Genomic DNA, 15,879 nt, shown 5'->3' with positions numbered 1-15,879 from the left:
TATATATAATTGGTTATTGAGATTAGGATTTACTATAAATATAGAAATTCCGCAATTGATTAATTCAAATAGAATTATTTTTTCCCTTCAACTCATTAATCTGCTCTACCAAATCCAGAATTGCCTTATTAGCACTTTTTAGAAGTTCAACCTTCTCTTTTTCGCTCTGTAAAAGCTGCTTGAATATTTCCTTTATATCCTCTACTGGATTGTTGTTATTATAGGTTGCCTGATAATTTTGATGACCATTATTAGCGGCATAATCATTAAAAGTCATATTCGTTTGAATATTATAAACCGCCTTCTCTTCATCAAAGCTTTTGATAAAGTCCCCCGTCACACCCAGCCCTTTTGCCAGCTTCTCGAGTGTCTCATCCGCTATTTGCTCGCTCTGCTCCAGCTTCGAGATATTTTGCTGGCTCATGCCTGTCACATCGGCCAGGGCCGTTTGCTTCATGCCTATTATTTCACGTACCCGCTGCACTTTCCTCCCCAGGTGTGCCGGCCGTTTTGGTTTTTCTTCTACGTCTGTCATCATAACCGCTAAGTTAAAGGGTAGGCGGGTGGTAAAAAACAACTTGTAAGTGGTTAACTACCACCAGTTTTACTATACTCCTTAAATTGTTCTGTTTATCTTCGTGAAGGTACAAAAAAATAAGCAAAAGCAGGAACTGCTAAACAGCTGCTTTCAAGGTAATTTACCCAAAAGGGCATGTAAAATACCCGCTCGGCTCCTGCCGCACCAACATCAGAACAGAGGCTATACCCATGAAAAACAAGCGCGAAAGCAACCAACCATTGTTACCGGTCGTCCTTCGGCCTACCGCCTGGTTGCGCTTGTCCCGCTTCACCGCATATTTTATTAATGCCGGAATTTCCTCCCTCAGCTCCCCCTACGTCTTTCATACAAATTCTTTACCTCCTATTCCGGCTACCAAATGCTGGACGCTGCTCATCTGTCCGCCAGAGTGAGGCAGTAACCCAAACTCCACGCCTAACGGCCACCACTCCCCCACCGGCAAGCCCTATCACAAGCTTACCCGCTCCCCTATTGCCTAAACCTTAACACGCAAACTTATGGAAACCATACGTACCGCCGCTCCCCCACCTACACAGCATAGCCCCGAGGAAGTGCTACGCCACTTCTGCGCCACCCACACCCTACAGGAGGCGCAGTTCCGGCTCTGGCAGTGGTTCGTGCAGGCCGTGCAGGCCAGTTTCAGCGTCTGCTGCCCCGCCCACACCAACAGCCTGGTAGCTCTCTACGAGGAGCTGGACCTGGCCCTGGAAGACCTGTATGCCACATTTTACGCCCTCCAGCCAGCCCTGGGGCAACACCCGCCGGCCGCACAACCACAGCCCGCCCGGCTCTCCCCCCGCCTCTGGGTGCTGCTCATCTGCCCGCCTGAGTGAGGCCGTTGTACAGACCCCGGCGCTAAAAAGCATCCAATGGCCTCCAGAAGGGCAATTTCATTAGAATAATTGGTTGCTGGTTGTTTGTTATTGAACTGCTACCTAGCTACTAAACGCTTGCTGTTGAACGCTCCGCTGCTAAACGTCAGCTGTATGCCCCTTGAATCTAACACCCTGAAAAAGCCTTCGGAAGGGCATTTCCATTGAAATAATTCATTGCTGATTGTTAGTTGTTGCTTGTTAAATAGCCTCATAGTGAAGCTGCTACCCGACTGCTAAACGCCTGTTGTTGAACACTCCACTGCTAAACGTTGCTGTGTTACCTTTGGACCTAACACCCTGAAAAGCTCCGGAAGGCTATTTTTATTAGCATAATTGACCGGCTGCACCGACTCAAAATTTACAGGAGTGGGTGCGCATCTGATAACGTACCTCCGCAGGCTTACCTGTTCCCTGCTTTATCTGAACCTTAACCGCTGTAACATGCCACAAAACCACTCCCTTACCGACCAGCCCGGAAACGGGTTATTTTCCCGCACCGCAGGACCGGTGCCTGCCACCGGGGCAAAGGCACCGAAAAAAGGCCTTCAAAACACTATTTTTCAATGGCTTGGAAATGTATTTTTGTGTCCGGCGGCCAGCACAGGCAAGTCCCGCTCCGCTCCGGATTGTTTCACGAAAGCCCGCCACACCATGCGAAGCCCCGATATCCTTTTCTCCCCTACCGGCCGGCTGCTCACCACCGTCGGGCAGGTACTGGCTTACTTCTGCACGCCCCGCACCTTCGAGGAGGCGCAGGACAAGCTTTGGCAGTGGGTGCACCCCGTACTGATGCAGTGCCTCCGCGAGCAGGACGATAGGCGCGCCGACCAGCTGGCCGCCTTCTACGAGGAGCTGGAGCACCGCGTCAGCATCATCTACCACATGCGCCGCGCCGGTCTCCACCTGAAGCCGCCGCCCGGAAAAGCGTAGATACGGCCGCCTGCCGGAGAAACCCCTTGCTGCGCCGCTGCCGTACCTGCGGCAGCTTTCCCCTACCCGGAGCCACTTCCTGAAAGTGCTTCCCGGCTACCCTATCGCCTGAACTTAACTGTAAACGCCCATGCATACCACCACAGACGTTCCCGGACGCTCCGCCGCTTTGCCCGCTGCCGGGCCGAGGCTGCCCCACTTCCCAGCTACCTGTTCGCGCCAGGAGCACGCGGTCCGGCAACCGACAGTTGCTGTCCTGCTCCCGCTACGCCGCTGGGTGCTGCTCATCTGTCCACCGGAGTGAATTAATTGAAAATTAGAAATGATGCCGGAATTGGCGGCATGCGCTGAAGCTTTTTCGCTTACCATCGTGCAGTTCTGAAAAAATTCAGGACACCTTTAAGCGAACAGCTCCTGCCGGGTTGCCATTGCCGCATCAAACAGCACAAGCGAATCCTGATCATCCAAAAATCCTGTAAATCCCTGGGGCAGGGGCCCTCTTGAAAGAGGCAGACAAAAGTCTAACAGCTAGTATCTAACATCTAATATCTATCATCTAATATCTATCATCTAAAGTCTAAAAAAATGAACCACCCAAAACGGCTCACAGGCAGCGCCTTGCCTTTTATTTACACTGTCATCGCTTTCACGACACTCCTTTTCCTGCTGCTTCACCCACCTGCGCAGGCACAGGAACAGGCTGGTCTCTCCGTTGGCGACGTGATGCCCGATGTGGCGATCACGGATATCCTGCACCACTCCACCAATAGCGCCCGGCTCTCCGACTTTAAGGAAAAGCTAGTCCTGCTCGATTTCTGGGCCACCTGGTGCGGCAGCTGCAAAGCCACCCTGCCCAAACTCGATTCGTTGCAGCGCGAGTTCGACGGCCAGGTGCAGGTGCTGCTGGTGAACACCTGGTCTACCGGCGATACTGAAGAAAAGATAACCGCCTACTTTGACAAATGGCGCCGCGCCGACGGCAGCCGCTTCGCCCTGGCGACCACCGTGCAGGACACGGTCCTCCATGCGCTCTTCCCGCATCAACTCATCCCGCACATCGCCTGGCTGGACGGCGCCGGGAAGGTCGTCGCCATCACGGGGGCAGAGGAAGTCACCCCGGCCCGGGTGCGGCAGGTACTGGCCACCGGCACCCTGCCCGGGAAGATGAAAAAGGACCTGGACCTGGGCCGGCCGCTCTACACGGATACCAGCCTGCCCGTCGAGCAGCTGCGCCATTTCTCCATCCTGCTGCAGGGCCGCCTCGAAGGTATCCCCAGCGGTACCCGCCTGCGCCAACGGGACGGCCAGGTGAACGGCCTCACGCTCACCAACACCTCCCTGCTCTCGATGTACCAGCTCGTGCAGCGGGCCCTGCTGCCTGCCCGCGGCGCTAAAGGCCTGGTGGTAGAGGTAAGAGATTCGGCGCTTCTCTTTTCGCACAAGTATCCGCTCGGGGAGGAGGCCTGGAGCAGGCAACACTACTACTCCTACGACCTGGTAGTACCGGCCGGAAGGGAAGCGGCGCTGTTCGACTACCTGCTGCGCGATCTCAATGAGAACACCGGCTTCCACGCAGGCCTGGAGAAACGGAAGCAGGAATGCCTGGTGCTGGTGCGCAAGGGAAAGGCGGACAGGCTCCGGACGGCGGGCGGTAAACCGGAGAACAGCCTGTTCCGGAAAGAAGGCGGGCGCCTGGTCAATTCCCCGCTCTCGGGCCTGGTCACGCGCCTCAACAGCGCCAGTGGCCCCGCGCTCCCTGTCCTGGACGAAACGGGCTACACCGGCCCCGTTGACCTGGCGCTGCCGGCCGACCCGCAGGACCTGCCCGCCCTGCGCCGGGAACTGCAGCGCTACGGCCTCGACCTCAAGCAGGTGCGCCGGGAGGTGGAGGTACTCGTGCTACGCGACCAGGCGCCTGCCCCCTGACGGCACCGGTTTGGCTGACCTGTCCTTCGGGCGTTGCCTCCCTTGCTGTCAGAATATTTGTTTCACCCTTTTCATGTTTCACCCTTCTAACTATATATCCCATGAACAGAATCTTACTACTGCTTTCTTTTCTTTGCCTCCCTTCCCTGGCGTGGGCACAGCAGCCTGTCCGAGGCCGCGTGGTCGATGCCGCCGACAAGCGTCCTTTACCGGGTGCCTCGGTAGCCGTAAAGAACACTAAAACCGGCACTCTTACCGATGCTGAGGGCTATTTCGAGCTGCCTGTGCTGTCGCCAAACCCGGTGCTCCTGGTATCCTTCCTGGGCTACACTCCGCAGGAGATATCCCTGCAGCTGCCTCTCACCGCCCCTCTGGTCATCTCGCTGCGGCAGAACGAGACCCGGCTGCGGGAGGTGGAGGTCTCCACCGGTTACCAGCAGCTTCCCCCGGAACGGGCCACGGGGTCCTTTGCCCGCGTGAGCGAGGAGCGCCTGAACGAGCAGGTCAGCACCGGCGTGCTCAGCCGCCTGGAAGCCGTGGCCAACGGCCTGACCGTGGACCGCGGCACCGATGCCCGGGGCCGCCTGACGGTACGGGGACTGAGCACCATCCAGGGGCCACGGGACCCGCTCATCGTGGTCGACAACTTCCCCTACGAAGGCGACCTCAACAACCTCAACCCCAACGACGTGGAGAGCGTCACCGTCCTCAAGGATGCGGCGGCAGCCTCCATCTGGGGCGCCCGCGCGGGCAACGGCGTCATCGTGATCACCACGAAGAAAGGCCGCTTCAACCAGCCCCTGCGCGTTGCCTTTAACACCAACACCACGATCACCGGCAAGCCCGATCTCTCCCACATCCCGCAGATGACCAGCGCCGACTTCATCGACATGGAGCGGATGCTCTACGAGCGGGGCTTCTACAACAGCCAGATCAGCTCCACCAACCGCACCGCCCTCACGCCCGTCGTGGAACTCCTCGTGCAAAGGGCCGACGGGACCCGTTCCGAACAGGAAGTCGAGGCCGAGCTGCAGGCTCTGCGGGGGCTGGATGTGCGCGACGACTTTGACCGCTACCTGTACGGTACCGGGGTGAACCAGCAATACAGCCTGAGCCTGAGCGGGGGCTCCGCCTCGAACTCCTGGCTCCTCTCCTCGGGCTACGACCGCAACCGGGATCACCTGGACGCTGGCTACAGCCGCCTGAACCTGCGCTTTCAGAACACCTTGCGTCTCCTGAAGCGGCTGGAGATCACGACCGGCATGTACTATACCCAAAGCCACAGCAGCAGCGGCAAACCCGGCTACGGCGAGGTGACCATGCTCAACGGCAACCTCTATCCCTACGCCCGTTTCGCCGACGGGGCAGGCAACCCGCTGCCCGTCGTGAAGGACTACCGCCAGCCCTGGCGGGAGGCGGTGGGGAACGGCCGCCTGCTCGACTGGGACTATTACCCGCTGGAGGATTACCGCCACAGCCGCGGCAGTTCCGACCTGCAGGACGTGCTGGCGAACGCCGGGTTGCATTACACCCTCCCCGGGGGCCTGTCGGCTGACCTGCGCTACCAGTACGAGCGCCAGCAGACCGATTCCGAGCAGCTCGCGGACGCGCAGAGCTTCGCGGCCCGCAGCCTGGTCAACCTCTATACCCGCCTCGACCCGGCCACGGGCAACCCCGTGTACGCCGTGCCGGTGGGCGGCATCCTGGACCTGGGGCACAGCACGCTGGAGGCCCATAGTGCCCGCGGCCAGCTTAACCTGGACCGGGCCTTCGGGCAGCATGCGGTGACAGCGATCGCCGGGGCGGAACTCCGCAGCACGGCCGCCACCGGCAGCGGCACCCGCTACTACGGCTACGACGCCGGGAACCTGACCTTCGGGCAGGTGGACCACAACACGCCCCACCAGTTGCTCACCAACGGGCGCACGGCCCTCATCGTACCGGGGAACACCCTGCAAAGTACCCTGAGCCGCTTCGTCTCCCTCTACGGCAACGCCGCCTACACCTTCCGGGAGCGCTACACGCTGTCGGCAAGCGCCCGCCGCGATGCCTCCAACCTCTTCGGCGTGCTGGCCAACGACCGCTGGAAACCCCTCTGGAGCACCGGGCTGGCCTGGAACCTGTCGGAGGAGAAGTTTTACCGGGTGGACCTGCTCCCGCTCCTCCGGCTGCGGACCTCCTACGGGTTCAGCGGCAACGTGGACCAGCGGCGCACCGCCGTCACCACCCTCTCCTACCGCCCCAACGTCTCCCCCTTCACCGGCTCCCCCATGGCGATCTTCTCCAATTACGCCAACCCGGAGCTGCGCTGGGAAACCTCCCGCATGTTCAACCTGGGGCTGGATTTTAGCTTCCGCGGCGAACGCGTGACGGGCAGCCTGGCGTACTACCGCAAGAAAGGCACGGACCTCTTCGGGCGGGAGCTGGTGGATTATACCTCGGGCATCGGCAACAGCATCACCAAGAACGTGGCCGGCATGGCGGGCAGCGGCGTTGACCTGGAGCTCGACACGCGTAACATCGAGACGCCCCGCTTCACATGGCGCACGCACCTGAACCTGAGCCATTCGCGCGACAAAATCCTGGAATATTACCTGAGCGATCTGCGCGGGAGCAGCTTTGTCTCCTCCAGCCCGCTGGTGTCCGGCATCGTGGGCAAACCCGTCTTCAGTGTCCTCTCCTACCGCTGGGCCGGCCTCGACCCCGCCACGGGTGACCCGCAAGGCTACCTGGATGGCGCTCCCGGAAAGGACTACGCCGCCCTGCTGGGGACCGACGTGCAGCTGGAGGACCTGCGGTTCCACGGCTCGGCGATCCCCACCTTTTTCGGCTCTTTGGGCAACACGGTTACGCTGGGCCACCTTTCCCTCACGGCGCGCCTGACCTACAAGCTGGGCTACTATTTCCGCAGGAGCTCGGTGAACTACAACCTCCTCTACCGCAACGGCACGATGCACGCCGACTTTGCCGACCGCTGGCAGCAGCCCGGGGATGAGGCCTTGACCGATGTCCCCTCCATGAACTACCCCGCCGTCGCCAACCGGGACACCTTCTACGCGGGTGCCGAGGTACTGGTGGAGCGCGCCGACCACGTGCGCCTGCAGTACGTGACGGCCAGCTACGACTTCACGAAGGACACCTTCCGGGGACTGCCCTTCCAAAGCCTGCAGGCTTACCTGAACGCAAGCAACCTGGGGCTGCTATGGGCCGCCAACAAACGCGGGCTGGACCCCGACGTGCAGCTCAACCGCTTTCCCCTGCCGGTTGCCAGAAGCTATGCCATCGGGCTCCGGGCTTCCTTTTAATCTTATAACACCTCACAAAAAACTCAGTTATGAAACGTTTATACCTCCTTCTCTCCTTCCTGCTGCTCGTACTGCCGGGCTGCGACAGCTTCCTCGACGACAAGCCGGACCAGAAGCTGGCGGTGCCGGCCACGCTGGCCGACCTGCAGGCCCTGCTCAACGAGCATGACAGGATGAACCATGAAGTGCCCAACGTGGGCGAGATCAGCGCCGACAACTTCTACCTCACGGATGCAGACTGGGCCGCCCTGCCCAACGAGCAGGAGCGCAACCAGTATGTATGGGCGCCGGAGAACCTCTTCCCGCCGCAGGACAACGAATGGCGGCGCAACTTCCCGCCGGTGTACGTGGCCGCCACGGTGCTGGAGACACTGCCGGCCATCCCGCGGACCCCGGCCAACGCGCAGGTCTGGGATGAGGTGAAGGGACAGGCGCTTTATTACCGGGCGCACCAGCTCCTGCAGGCGGCTTTTGTCTGGGCCCTGGCCTATGACACGGAAACGGCTTCGACGGATCTGGGTATCCCGCTGCGCCTGACCACCAACTTCAACGAGCGCTCCACCCGCCCCTCCGTGCAGGATACCTACGACCGGATCCTGCTCGACCTGGAGGAGGCGGTTCCCCTGTTGCCCCCCACGCGCCTGCATGCCTTACGGCCCTCTCGCGCCGCCGCCCACGCGCTGCTGGCCCGCACCTGCCTGGCCATGCGGAAATATGCCGAGGCGGGACAACACGCGGATGCGGGTTTACAGCTACAGCCGGCCCTGCTGGACTACAACACGCTGGACACTGCCGCCAACTACCCTTTCCAGCGCTTCAACCCCGAGGTGATCACCGAACATTTTTCCTGGGGCGTCAGCCTCACCCTGCGCGAGAACATCGCCCGCGTAACACCCGCACTTTATGCCTCCTACGAGAAGAATGACCTGCGCCGATCCGTCTTCTTCCGCCCCAACGGCGATGGCTCCTATGCCTTCCAGGGCAGTTACGGCAACGACTCCCCCTTCGGCGGGCTCGCCACCGATGAGCTGTACCTGACACGGGCCGAGGCCACTGCCCGTGCCGGGCGTGTGCAGGAGGCCCTGCAGGATCTCAATACCCTGCTGGCCACCAGGTGGAGGCGTGGAACCTTCGTGCCCTTCACGGCTCAAAACGCACAGGAGGCACTGGCGCTGATCCTGCAGGAGCGGCGAAAGCAGCTCCTGCAGCGTAACCTGCGGTGGATGGACATCAAGCGCCTCAACAAGGAAGGCGCGGGCATCACGCTGCAGCGCACGGTGCAGGGCCGCACCTATACGCTGCCCCCCCACGACAAGCGCTTCGCCCTCCCGCTGCCGGAAGATGTGATTGCCCTCTCGGGCATGCCGCAGAACCCCAGGTAAATACCTATGGCAGATCTCAAAATGTGTTGTTTAGATAAATCCGTGAAAGGCAGGATCCGCTGGGTCCTGCCTTTTTTATGCACCGTAAAAGTGACAGCGTGCAGCGCCATGGGTAAGGCGCAAAAAAGGCGGCCTCCCTGACGCAGGGAGGCCGCTTTTGGTTTTCAACAGGCGGCGTAGTTAGTTTCTCCTGGTGTTGGCATCCTCACGAACCTGGGCAGCATCTGCCTTCCCGTCCAGCCAGTCCTCGATCGGCATATCCGTCAGCACGGCGCAGGGCAGGCTGCTGCCGGAGGGGCAGCCGGGTGTCTGGCTGCCCGCTTCCTGCCAGAACTCCGGGTTAGTCGCCTGTGCGAGCTGGGTGCCGATGAAACGGTACTCCACCACCAGCGCAGCCTTCTCAGGCGTTTTACCGGTAAAAGCCATCGCCACCGAACCCACGGCCGCCAAGGCAAAACATACAAAAAGTTTAAGCATGATACAGGATGCTTTTGTAGATCAAAAAGCAAGCGAAAAACTTTGGTTGTGAAAAATTAAGCTGGTGCCTTCGCTGGTGACGGGGTGTCGGCCTCCCCCGGCGAAACAGTCGCTCCTTCCCGGGCCCCTGGTCGCTGTCGTCCTGTCCGTTTTGCCGCTTGCCTCCTTTCTTCTCGTGGCGGGAAGGGACATTGCCTATTCCTCTTCCGATAGGCGAAAGGTACGGCAGGCAGGTCCAGAAGCCGTTTATCTCCTGTTCAGGAAGCAGGTACCGAACCGCCAGACTTTCATTACCAAACGGTAAGCGTGCTGGGTCTGTAGCTCAGGAGGCGCGGTTCTCGCGCAGCAGGCGGCTCAGCGACTGGGGCGTGATGCCCAGGTAGGAGGCGATGACCTCCTGGGGCACCTGCTGCCTGATGCGGGGGTGCGTGGCCAGCAGGTCCTGGTAGCGTTCCCAGGCCCTGCGGGTGAGCAGACCCCGTACCCGCCCCTGGCAGCGGGCCTGGTGATCCAGCAGGATCCGACGCAGGAGTTCCCCGGTACCGGGAAAGCGGCCTGGCAGCTCCTGCAGCTGCCAATAGGAAAGCGTCCGCAGCCGGGTGCCCGGCAGGACCTCCAGGAACAGGTCGGATGGCTGTTGCAGGAAGAAGCTTTCTGCCGCCAGGGCGACGGCCTCCTGCCCCCACAGGAACAGCGTCACCTCCCTGCCCGTGTCCGGATGGTGGCCATACCCCCTGAGGAGCCCCTCCTCCACAAAGTAAAGGTGCGATGCCACCTGTCCTGCGCTCAGCAGCAGCTGCTTCCGGGTGTAAATGCTATCACCTACCGCTTCCTCTGCGTAAGCCTGCAGCTCCCGCAACCGCCGGGGATCCTGGAGCAGGGCAGCAAGCGGCTGCAGGGAAAAAAGGAATTGACAAAGTCGGTCCATAGCCATACGCTTAAGTGTAGCAGGGTAAAATCACCAAGTCCTCCTAATCACGTTTGCCCATACGCGATCCTGGCTCCTCTCCGGCAGGCCTACAAAATACAACCGACAGGCTTCCGGGAGCAAAGGAAAAACAACACGTATGGTATGTGATTTTTCCGGCAGTCGATGACGCAAATAACAAGGCGGTGGCCTGTACCAGCTGCTTGCATGTCGCTCGGGCCACGCATATGAAAACATCCCTACTTGGGAAGGACTTGTGAAAAGAGACGGGAAAAAGGCGGCAGCTTTACAGTACCAGAGGGAAAGGTGCTGTTTCACAGGAAAGGCACGTTACCCAGTTGTGGCACCTTGCTTTTTTTCTAGGAAGAGAAAGGATTTTTCACCTGTACGGAAGGGAAAACCACAAACTGTATAATTTATTAATTTTCAGTAAGTTATAATTTAAAGGAAGAACCCACCGGTATGGGAGCCGAAAATCCCTGCGCGATTTATTGTATCTTATACAGGTCGTCGAAGACCTGTGTCACTTGCAACCCGCAGGTTTTGGACAATTCAGCGTTTTAGCCGGCAAGCAGGAGAAGAACACCCGCCACAGGCCACAACACTGGTAACAGCTCCGGGGGACTTAGTATACCGGGCACGCCTGTACCGCCATTTGTAAACCCAAACTAATACCCTATGAAACAACAAGCAGAAAAACTCTATGACCAGTTGGAGGGGAAGCTCCGGGATTCGGAACTGGAACAGACTGCCTCACCGGCCCGGCGCCGTGAAACAAACCTTCAACTCATTAACGAAACGATCCGCGCGCTCAAAGACCTGGTCATCCACCACCACTTTACGGACGAGCAGGAAGAAATCCACTTCTTCAAACATGTCAAACCCCGGTTCACCAGCCTGCTGATCTACCACGCCCGGCTGGCCCTCATCGAGCTGAAGAAGCCGGCCGGGACGCTCAAGGACATCCGGCGGCACTACGAGCGGGAGCTGCTGCTGATCCGCACGTTCCACGACCACCACCTCCAGCTCTACCAGTACCTGCGCGCCGATGCGACCTTCCTCGACTCCAAGCTCTTCGTGCGTGGCTCCTGCGACCTCCCCTACCATTACGCCACTTCGGCGGTGGACACCGACACCCGCTTCAGTACCCACTACGATTATGTGGTAGCCCGCCTCCAGGCCAATGAGCAATTGCGGCACTACCTGATACAGGCCCTGCAGGAGCTCCAGACCGGCAAGGTAACATGTGACCAGGTGCTGGAGCGAAAGGAACTGAGCTGGACCGGCTCCAAGGTGCACCTCATCGAACTGGCCTATGCCCTCTACGAATCCGGCCAGATCAACAACGGGTCCATTCACCTCAATGAGCTGGTCACACAGCTGGAAAGTATTTTTCGAGTTAGGCTGGGTAACGTGTACCGCACCTTCCAGGAGATGCGCCAGCGCAAAAAGGACAGCCGCACCAAGTTCCTGGACCTGATGCGCGAAAAACTCGAATACCGCATGGATGAGCTGGATGCGCTCTGACCAGGAATTGCCTCCACTTCCATTATGTGTGATTTAAGAGTTCTTTTGTCGGTACCACCCGAAAATCAGGTAAAGGCACCGAAAGAAAATGCTCTTTAACCTTACCTTCAAAACCAAAAACAGACAAAGCCCCTGGATCTTGATAGATGCAGGGGCTTTGTCTGTTCTTACTCTGGAAAGTGAGCTACAATTGAGGAAAACCAAACATGCAGCCACTGAAAAGAGGCTGTGGATATATGGAAAACGCTGCGCGTTTACCACATGTCCACAGCCTGGTAGTGGTACCGGTTAATTAATAAAAAAAAGGGTGGGATTCTTAAAAATCCACTTCTGGCGGACACTCCGATGTAAAAGTGCGGGGGCATTCCTTCTGGTGCAAAGGTAGCCTGGCGGCCGGACACGGGAACAAGGTAGTACGAAAAAAAGGGGTATCCCTGAAGGGAGCCCTCCGCATTTTTTTCGTCTCCACCTTGCCCTTAGTCCGTCCCCCAGGCAGGTGGGGCACCATAATCAATTCCTCACACTAAAAAGATCAAGATTATGGAAAAGCCAGTTAAAAAATCCGGACTCACCAAAGTAGCTGAAATCAAACTGACCTACCGCTCCAGGGTAAAACCTTCTGAAAGACCACAGGTCACCAGTTCCATCGACAGTGCCGAAGTGCTCCGCCAAAGCTGGGACACGGGTAAATTAGAGTTTGTTGAACAGTTTAAAGTGCTCCTGCTCAACCGGGCCAACCGGGTGCTGGGCATCTATGAGCTCTCCACCGGCGGTGTGGCCGGTACGATAGCCGATCCGAAACTGATTTTTGCCGCGGCGATCAAAGCCTGTGCCAGTGCCATCATTCTCTGCCACAACCACCCCTCCGGTAACACCAAACCCAGTGCAGCCGACCTGCAACTGACAAAGAAGATAAAGCAGGGCGGCGAGCTGCTCGACATGGCCGTACTCGACCACATCATCCTCACCAGCGAAACCTACTACTCTCTGGCAGATGAAGGGCTCTTATAGCCCTTCTTTTTGGTCTTAAAACATAAGATATCCTTTTTATAACCAAAGAAGCTTCATTTGCCTTTAGTTGTTAAATTATAATCAGGCACAAAAAGAAAATATTTTCCCGCTATCGTGACTATATTCAGCAAATAATCCTAATTTTAAACATCCTCAATCAAAATAAATCAAATGGCACTACTTGAAGTAGAATTCATCTACTCCCCCATCGTTAACTATTCCATGCAGCAAAATCATGTATCGGTGGTGCGGAAATTAGCTATAAAAAATACAGGTGACGTTGATTTAAGGGATATAAAAATTGAGCTGGATGGTGAACCTGAATTTGCCTTTACCTGGACACGTCAACTGGAGGTGCTAAAAGCCGGCGAGTGTTTTGAGCTGAATACGGTTCCTCTTAAAATATCATCCACCTATCTATCCCAACTTTCTGAACGGATAGCCGGTACTTTCACAATCCAAGTTTCTGCTGAAAAGCAACCTATTAGTACATCACATTATCCCGTTTCAGTTTTAGCTTATGATCAGTGGGGTGGGGCCGCTGTTCTACCTGAGATGGTTGTTGCTTTTATTACCCCAAACCATGCGGAGGTGCTTAAAATAATCAGAAAAGCAGCTCCTATCTTAGAGAAGTGGACGGGAAATCCTTCCTTTGATGAATACCAGAGCCGGAACCCGGATCGGGTCCGGAAACAGATGGCTGCCCTTTACGAGGCGATTGCCTCTCTGGGGTTAGTGTACTGCAGTGTACCCTCCAGCTTTGAAGAATCCGGCCAGCGCATCAGGATGTGTGACACCATTTTCACGCATAAACTGGCAAACTGCCTGGATATTTCCTTGCTATACGCTGCCTGCCTGGAGGCAGTGGGCATACATCCGCTTCTGGTTTTCACTAAGGGCCACGCATTTGTTGGCGGCTGGCTTATAGAGGAATCCTTCCCAGATCCGGTCAATGACGATGGGTCACTCCTCACTAAAAGAACGGCCGACGGCATTAATGAGCTGGTTTTGGTGGAAGCGACCTGCATGAACGCCGGAAGCCAGCGTTCTTTTGACGAAGCGGTATCCGTTGCCAACCAAAAGATGATAAAGGAAGCTGAATTCAACTTGTTCCTGGACATCAAGCGCACCCGCTTTAGTGGCATCAGACCGCTTCCGTTGCGAGTATCCACGGTCAATGGGTGGGAAATCATAGAGGAGCTACCCGCTAAAGAGCGGGAGAATATTTCACCCGAAGCTATTACGGCCGGCATCCAGGTTCAAGATGTCAATAAGATCATCGTTTCCAAGCAACGGCTTTGGGAACGCAAACTGCTGGACCTCACCCTCCGTAACAGCCTTCTGAACACCAGGTTAACCAAAAGCACCCTTCAGCTTATATCCATTAACCTGGGCCAGTTAGAGGATAGCCTGGCAAACGGACAGGAGTTCCAGGTACTTCCTAAACCGGCAGACTGGTCCAACCCGCTCCGGGATACGGGCATTTACCAGTTACTCAACCAGTCAGACCCGATCGTTGACCTGGTGAAGCATGAGTTCACCCAAAGGAGACTACGCTCCTACCTATCGGAAACAGAGTTACAGCACCACCTGACCCACATATACCGTAGTTCCAGACAAGCTATGGAGGAGAATGGGGCTAATACACTCTATATTGCTTTAGGATTACTTAAATGGTATGAAACTTCTGCCAGTGAACGTCCACGCTACGCCCCCATTTTGCTGGTGCCGGTTGAAATTGTCCGAAAATCGGCTGCGAAAGGCTATGTTATCCGAAGCCGGGAAGAAGATACATTAATGAATATCACCTTGCTGGAGATGCTGCGGCAGGATTTCGGCCTCAACATTGGTGGCCTGGAGACACTGCCTAAAGATGAAAGCGGCGTTGATGTAAAGTTGGTCTTTAATATTATCCGGAAAGGAATCATGTCCCACTCCCGCTGGGATGTGGAAGAGCAGGCGCTAATGGGTACGTTCTCTTTCAGTAAATTTATTCTTTGGAATGATATACACAGCAATGCTGAACAGCTTAGCCGGAACAAGATTGTAAAGAGCCTTATATCGGGTAAGCTGGAATGGCAACCGGAACCGCTGACGGAGGAGGCGCTTGACCCCAGTTTCCACCCTACGCAAATAGCCTTACCCATCAGTACGGATTCTTCTCAGTTTGCGGCAATACTGAGTTCATCTAAAGACAAAAGCTTTGTGCTGCACGGCCCTCCGGGAACCGGGAAATCCCAGACCATCACGAACATCATCGCCAATGCCCTGTATGCGGGCAAAAAGGTTTTGTTTGTCTCCGCTAAGAAAGCAGCCTTGGATGTTGTGGAGAGCAGGCTGGAGTCTATTGGTATAGGTCCGTTCTGCTTGGAACTCCACTCAAATAAATCAAAAAAATCGGCGGTACTTGAGCAACTTAAGCGTGCAGCAGCGATCACTGGCAAATCATCTCCACAGCAATTTGATTCGGAAGCGGAAAGGCTTTTAGCGACTCGCTCAGAATTGAACGGGTACGTACAGGCGCTTCACCAGAAGTATAACTTTGGATTCTCCTTATTTGATGCCTTCACTCACTACAGCCAGTTGACGAACCTGCCGGACAGTGTTACGTTTACCGCGGCCGCTTTAGGAGACCTAACTACCAACCAGGTAACAGAGTGGCAGGATTTGGTAGGGCAGATACAGGTAATAGGGTCTGTTATTGGCCATCCCTTCCAGCACCCGCTGGAGGCGGTGCGTGTGAAACAGTACGCTCAGCAACTTAAGGCTGACGCCCGCCAATCACTCCTTAATAACCAAAGCCTTCTCAACCGGTACCAGCAGAATTCAGTCGAGGTCTGTCGTGTGTTGAGAATAGAACCGCTGCCAACCAGCAGGGAGCAAATGGAGGCACTTACGCAACTTATCACTCTCCTGCTCCAATTGCCCGATGTGCCTG

Annotated in this window: 12 protein-coding genes; 9 read left to right on the top strand and 3 right to left on the bottom strand. The window is 56.7% G+C overall.

What is annotated here, in order from left to right; genetic code table 11:
* Positions 1 to 64: 64 nt before the first annotated feature.
* The gene (locus FVR03_RS17750) at positions 65 to 538 is read right to left on the bottom strand and encodes a helix-turn-helix domain-containing protein (protein ID WP_255474282.1); all 474 of its coding nucleotides are present in this window, start codon (positions 536 to 538) and stop codon (positions 65 to 67) included.
* A gap of 160 nt (positions 539 to 698) precedes the next feature.
* Positions 699 to 851 (bottom strand): hypothetical protein, encoded by a 153-nt coding sequence (locus FVR03_RS24505; RefSeq protein ID WP_187270206.1) that lies wholly within the window; start codon positions 849 to 851, stop codon positions 699 to 701.
* Between the two features lie 226 nt (positions 852 to 1,077).
* Between FVR03_RS24505 and FVR03_RS17745 the strand changes: the two genes are divergently transcribed.
* The 5 genes from FVR03_RS17745 to FVR03_RS17725 all read left to right on the top strand — a co-directional run bounded on the left by FVR03_RS17745 (position 1,078) and on the right by FVR03_RS17725 (position 8,998).
* The gene (locus FVR03_RS17745; RefSeq protein ID WP_147923112.1) at positions 1,078 to 1,413 is read left to right on the top strand and encodes a hypothetical protein; all 336 of its coding nucleotides are present in this window, start codon (positions 1,078 to 1,080) and stop codon (positions 1,411 to 1,413) included.
* A gap of 483 nt (positions 1,414 to 1,896) precedes the next feature.
* Positions 1,897 to 2,385 carry a hypothetical protein gene (locus FVR03_RS17740; RefSeq protein WP_147923111.1) on the top strand — a complete coding sequence of 163 codons (489 nt, stop codon included), beginning with the start codon at positions 1,897 to 1,899 and terminating at the stop codon, positions 2,383 to 2,385.
* 585 nt (positions 2,386 to 2,970) lie between these two features.
* A complete protein-coding gene (locus tag FVR03_RS17735) occupies positions 2,971 to 4,311 on the top strand; it encodes a thioredoxin domain-containing protein (protein WP_147923110.1) in 1,341 nt (446 codons plus the stop codon).
* 101 nt (positions 4,312 to 4,412) lie between these two features.
* On the top strand, positions 4,413 to 7,616 hold the full coding sequence (locus FVR03_RS17730; protein WP_147923109.1) for a SusC/RagA family TonB-linked outer membrane protein: 3,204 nt from the start codon (positions 4,413 to 4,415) through the stop codon (positions 7,614 to 7,616).
* Positions 7,617 to 7,645: 29 nt separating this feature from the next.
* Positions 7,646 to 8,998: a RagB/SusD family nutrient uptake outer membrane protein gene (locus FVR03_RS17725; protein WP_147923108.1), complete on the top strand. Its 1,353-nt coding sequence runs from the start codon at positions 7,646 to 7,648 to the stop codon at positions 8,996 to 8,998.
* Positions 8,999 to 9,178: 180 nt separating this feature from the next.
* On the opposite strand, the gene FVR03_RS17720 is transcribed toward FVR03_RS17725, so the two are convergent.
* On the bottom strand, positions 9,179 to 9,475 hold the full coding sequence (locus tag FVR03_RS17720) for a hypothetical protein (RefSeq protein ID WP_147923107.1): 297 nt from the start codon (positions 9,473 to 9,475) through the stop codon (positions 9,179 to 9,181).
* Between the two features lie 424 nt (positions 9,476 to 9,899).
* Between FVR03_RS17720 and FVR03_RS17715 the strand changes: the two genes are divergently transcribed.
* The 4 genes from FVR03_RS17715 to FVR03_RS17700 all read left to right on the top strand — a co-directional run.
* On the top strand, positions 9,900 to 10,553 hold the full coding sequence (locus FVR03_RS17715) for a hypothetical protein (protein ID WP_147923106.1): 654 nt from the start codon (positions 9,900 to 9,902) through the stop codon (positions 10,551 to 10,553).
* 528 nt (positions 10,554 to 11,081) lie between these two features.
* The gene (locus tag FVR03_RS17710) at positions 11,082 to 11,930 is read left to right on the top strand and encodes an RteC domain-containing protein (protein WP_147923105.1); all 849 of its coding nucleotides are present in this window, start codon (positions 11,082 to 11,084) and stop codon (positions 11,928 to 11,930) included.
* Between the two features lie 540 nt (positions 11,931 to 12,470).
* Positions 12,471 to 12,941 carry a JAB domain-containing protein gene (locus FVR03_RS17705; RefSeq protein WP_147923104.1) on the top strand — a complete coding sequence of 157 codons (471 nt, stop codon included), beginning with the start codon at positions 12,471 to 12,473 and terminating at the stop codon, positions 12,939 to 12,941.
* Positions 12,942 to 13,112: 171 nt separating this feature from the next.
* Positions 13,113 to 15,879: DUF4011 domain-containing protein (locus FVR03_RS17700; RefSeq protein WP_147923103.1), on the top strand; the 2,767-nt coding region annotated here is incomplete at its 3' end.

Source organism: Pontibacter qinzhouensis, from assembly GCF_008017455.1.
GTDB lineage: Bacteria > Bacteroidota > Bacteroidia > Cytophagales > Hymenobacteraceae > Pontibacter > Pontibacter qinzhouensis.
Note: the sequence above shows the minus strand (reverse complement) of the source record. Positions and strands in the feature narration are given on the sequence as shown.

Bases quoted from the DNA above. Each gene is read 5' to 3' on its own strand.
- FVR03_RS17750 (WP_255474282.1), bottom strand. From the start codon at position 538: ATGATGACAGACGTAGAAGAAAAACCAAAACGGCCGGCACACCTGGGG.
- FVR03_RS17730 (WP_147923109.1), top strand. From the start codon at position 4,413: ATGAACAGAATCTTACTACTGCTTTCTTTTCTTTGCCTCCCTTCCCTG.
- FVR03_RS17725 (WP_147923108.1), top strand. From the start codon at position 7,646: ATGAAACGTTTATACCTCCTTCTCTCCTTCCTGCTGCTCGTACTGCCG.
- FVR03_RS17705 (WP_147923104.1), top strand. From the start codon at position 12,471: ATGGAAAAGCCAGTTAAAAAATCCGGACTCACCAAAGTAGCTGAAATC.
- FVR03_RS17740 (WP_147923111.1), top strand. From the start codon at position 1,897: ATGCCACAAAACCACTCCCTTACCGACCAGCCCGGAAACGGGTTATTT.
- FVR03_RS17745 (WP_147923112.1), top strand. From the start codon at position 1,078: ATGGAAACCATACGTACCGCCGCTCCCCCACCTACACAGCATAGCCCC.
- FVR03_RS17735 (WP_147923110.1), top strand. From the start codon at position 2,971: ATGAACCACCCAAAACGGCTCACAGGCAGCGCCTTGCCTTTTATTTAC.
- FVR03_RS17710 (WP_147923105.1), top strand. From the start codon at position 11,082: ATGAAACAACAAGCAGAAAAACTCTATGACCAGTTGGAGGGGAAGCTC.
- FVR03_RS17720 (WP_147923107.1), bottom strand. From the start codon at position 9,475: ATGCTTAAACTTTTTGTATGTTTTGCCTTGGCGGCCGTGGGTTCGGTG.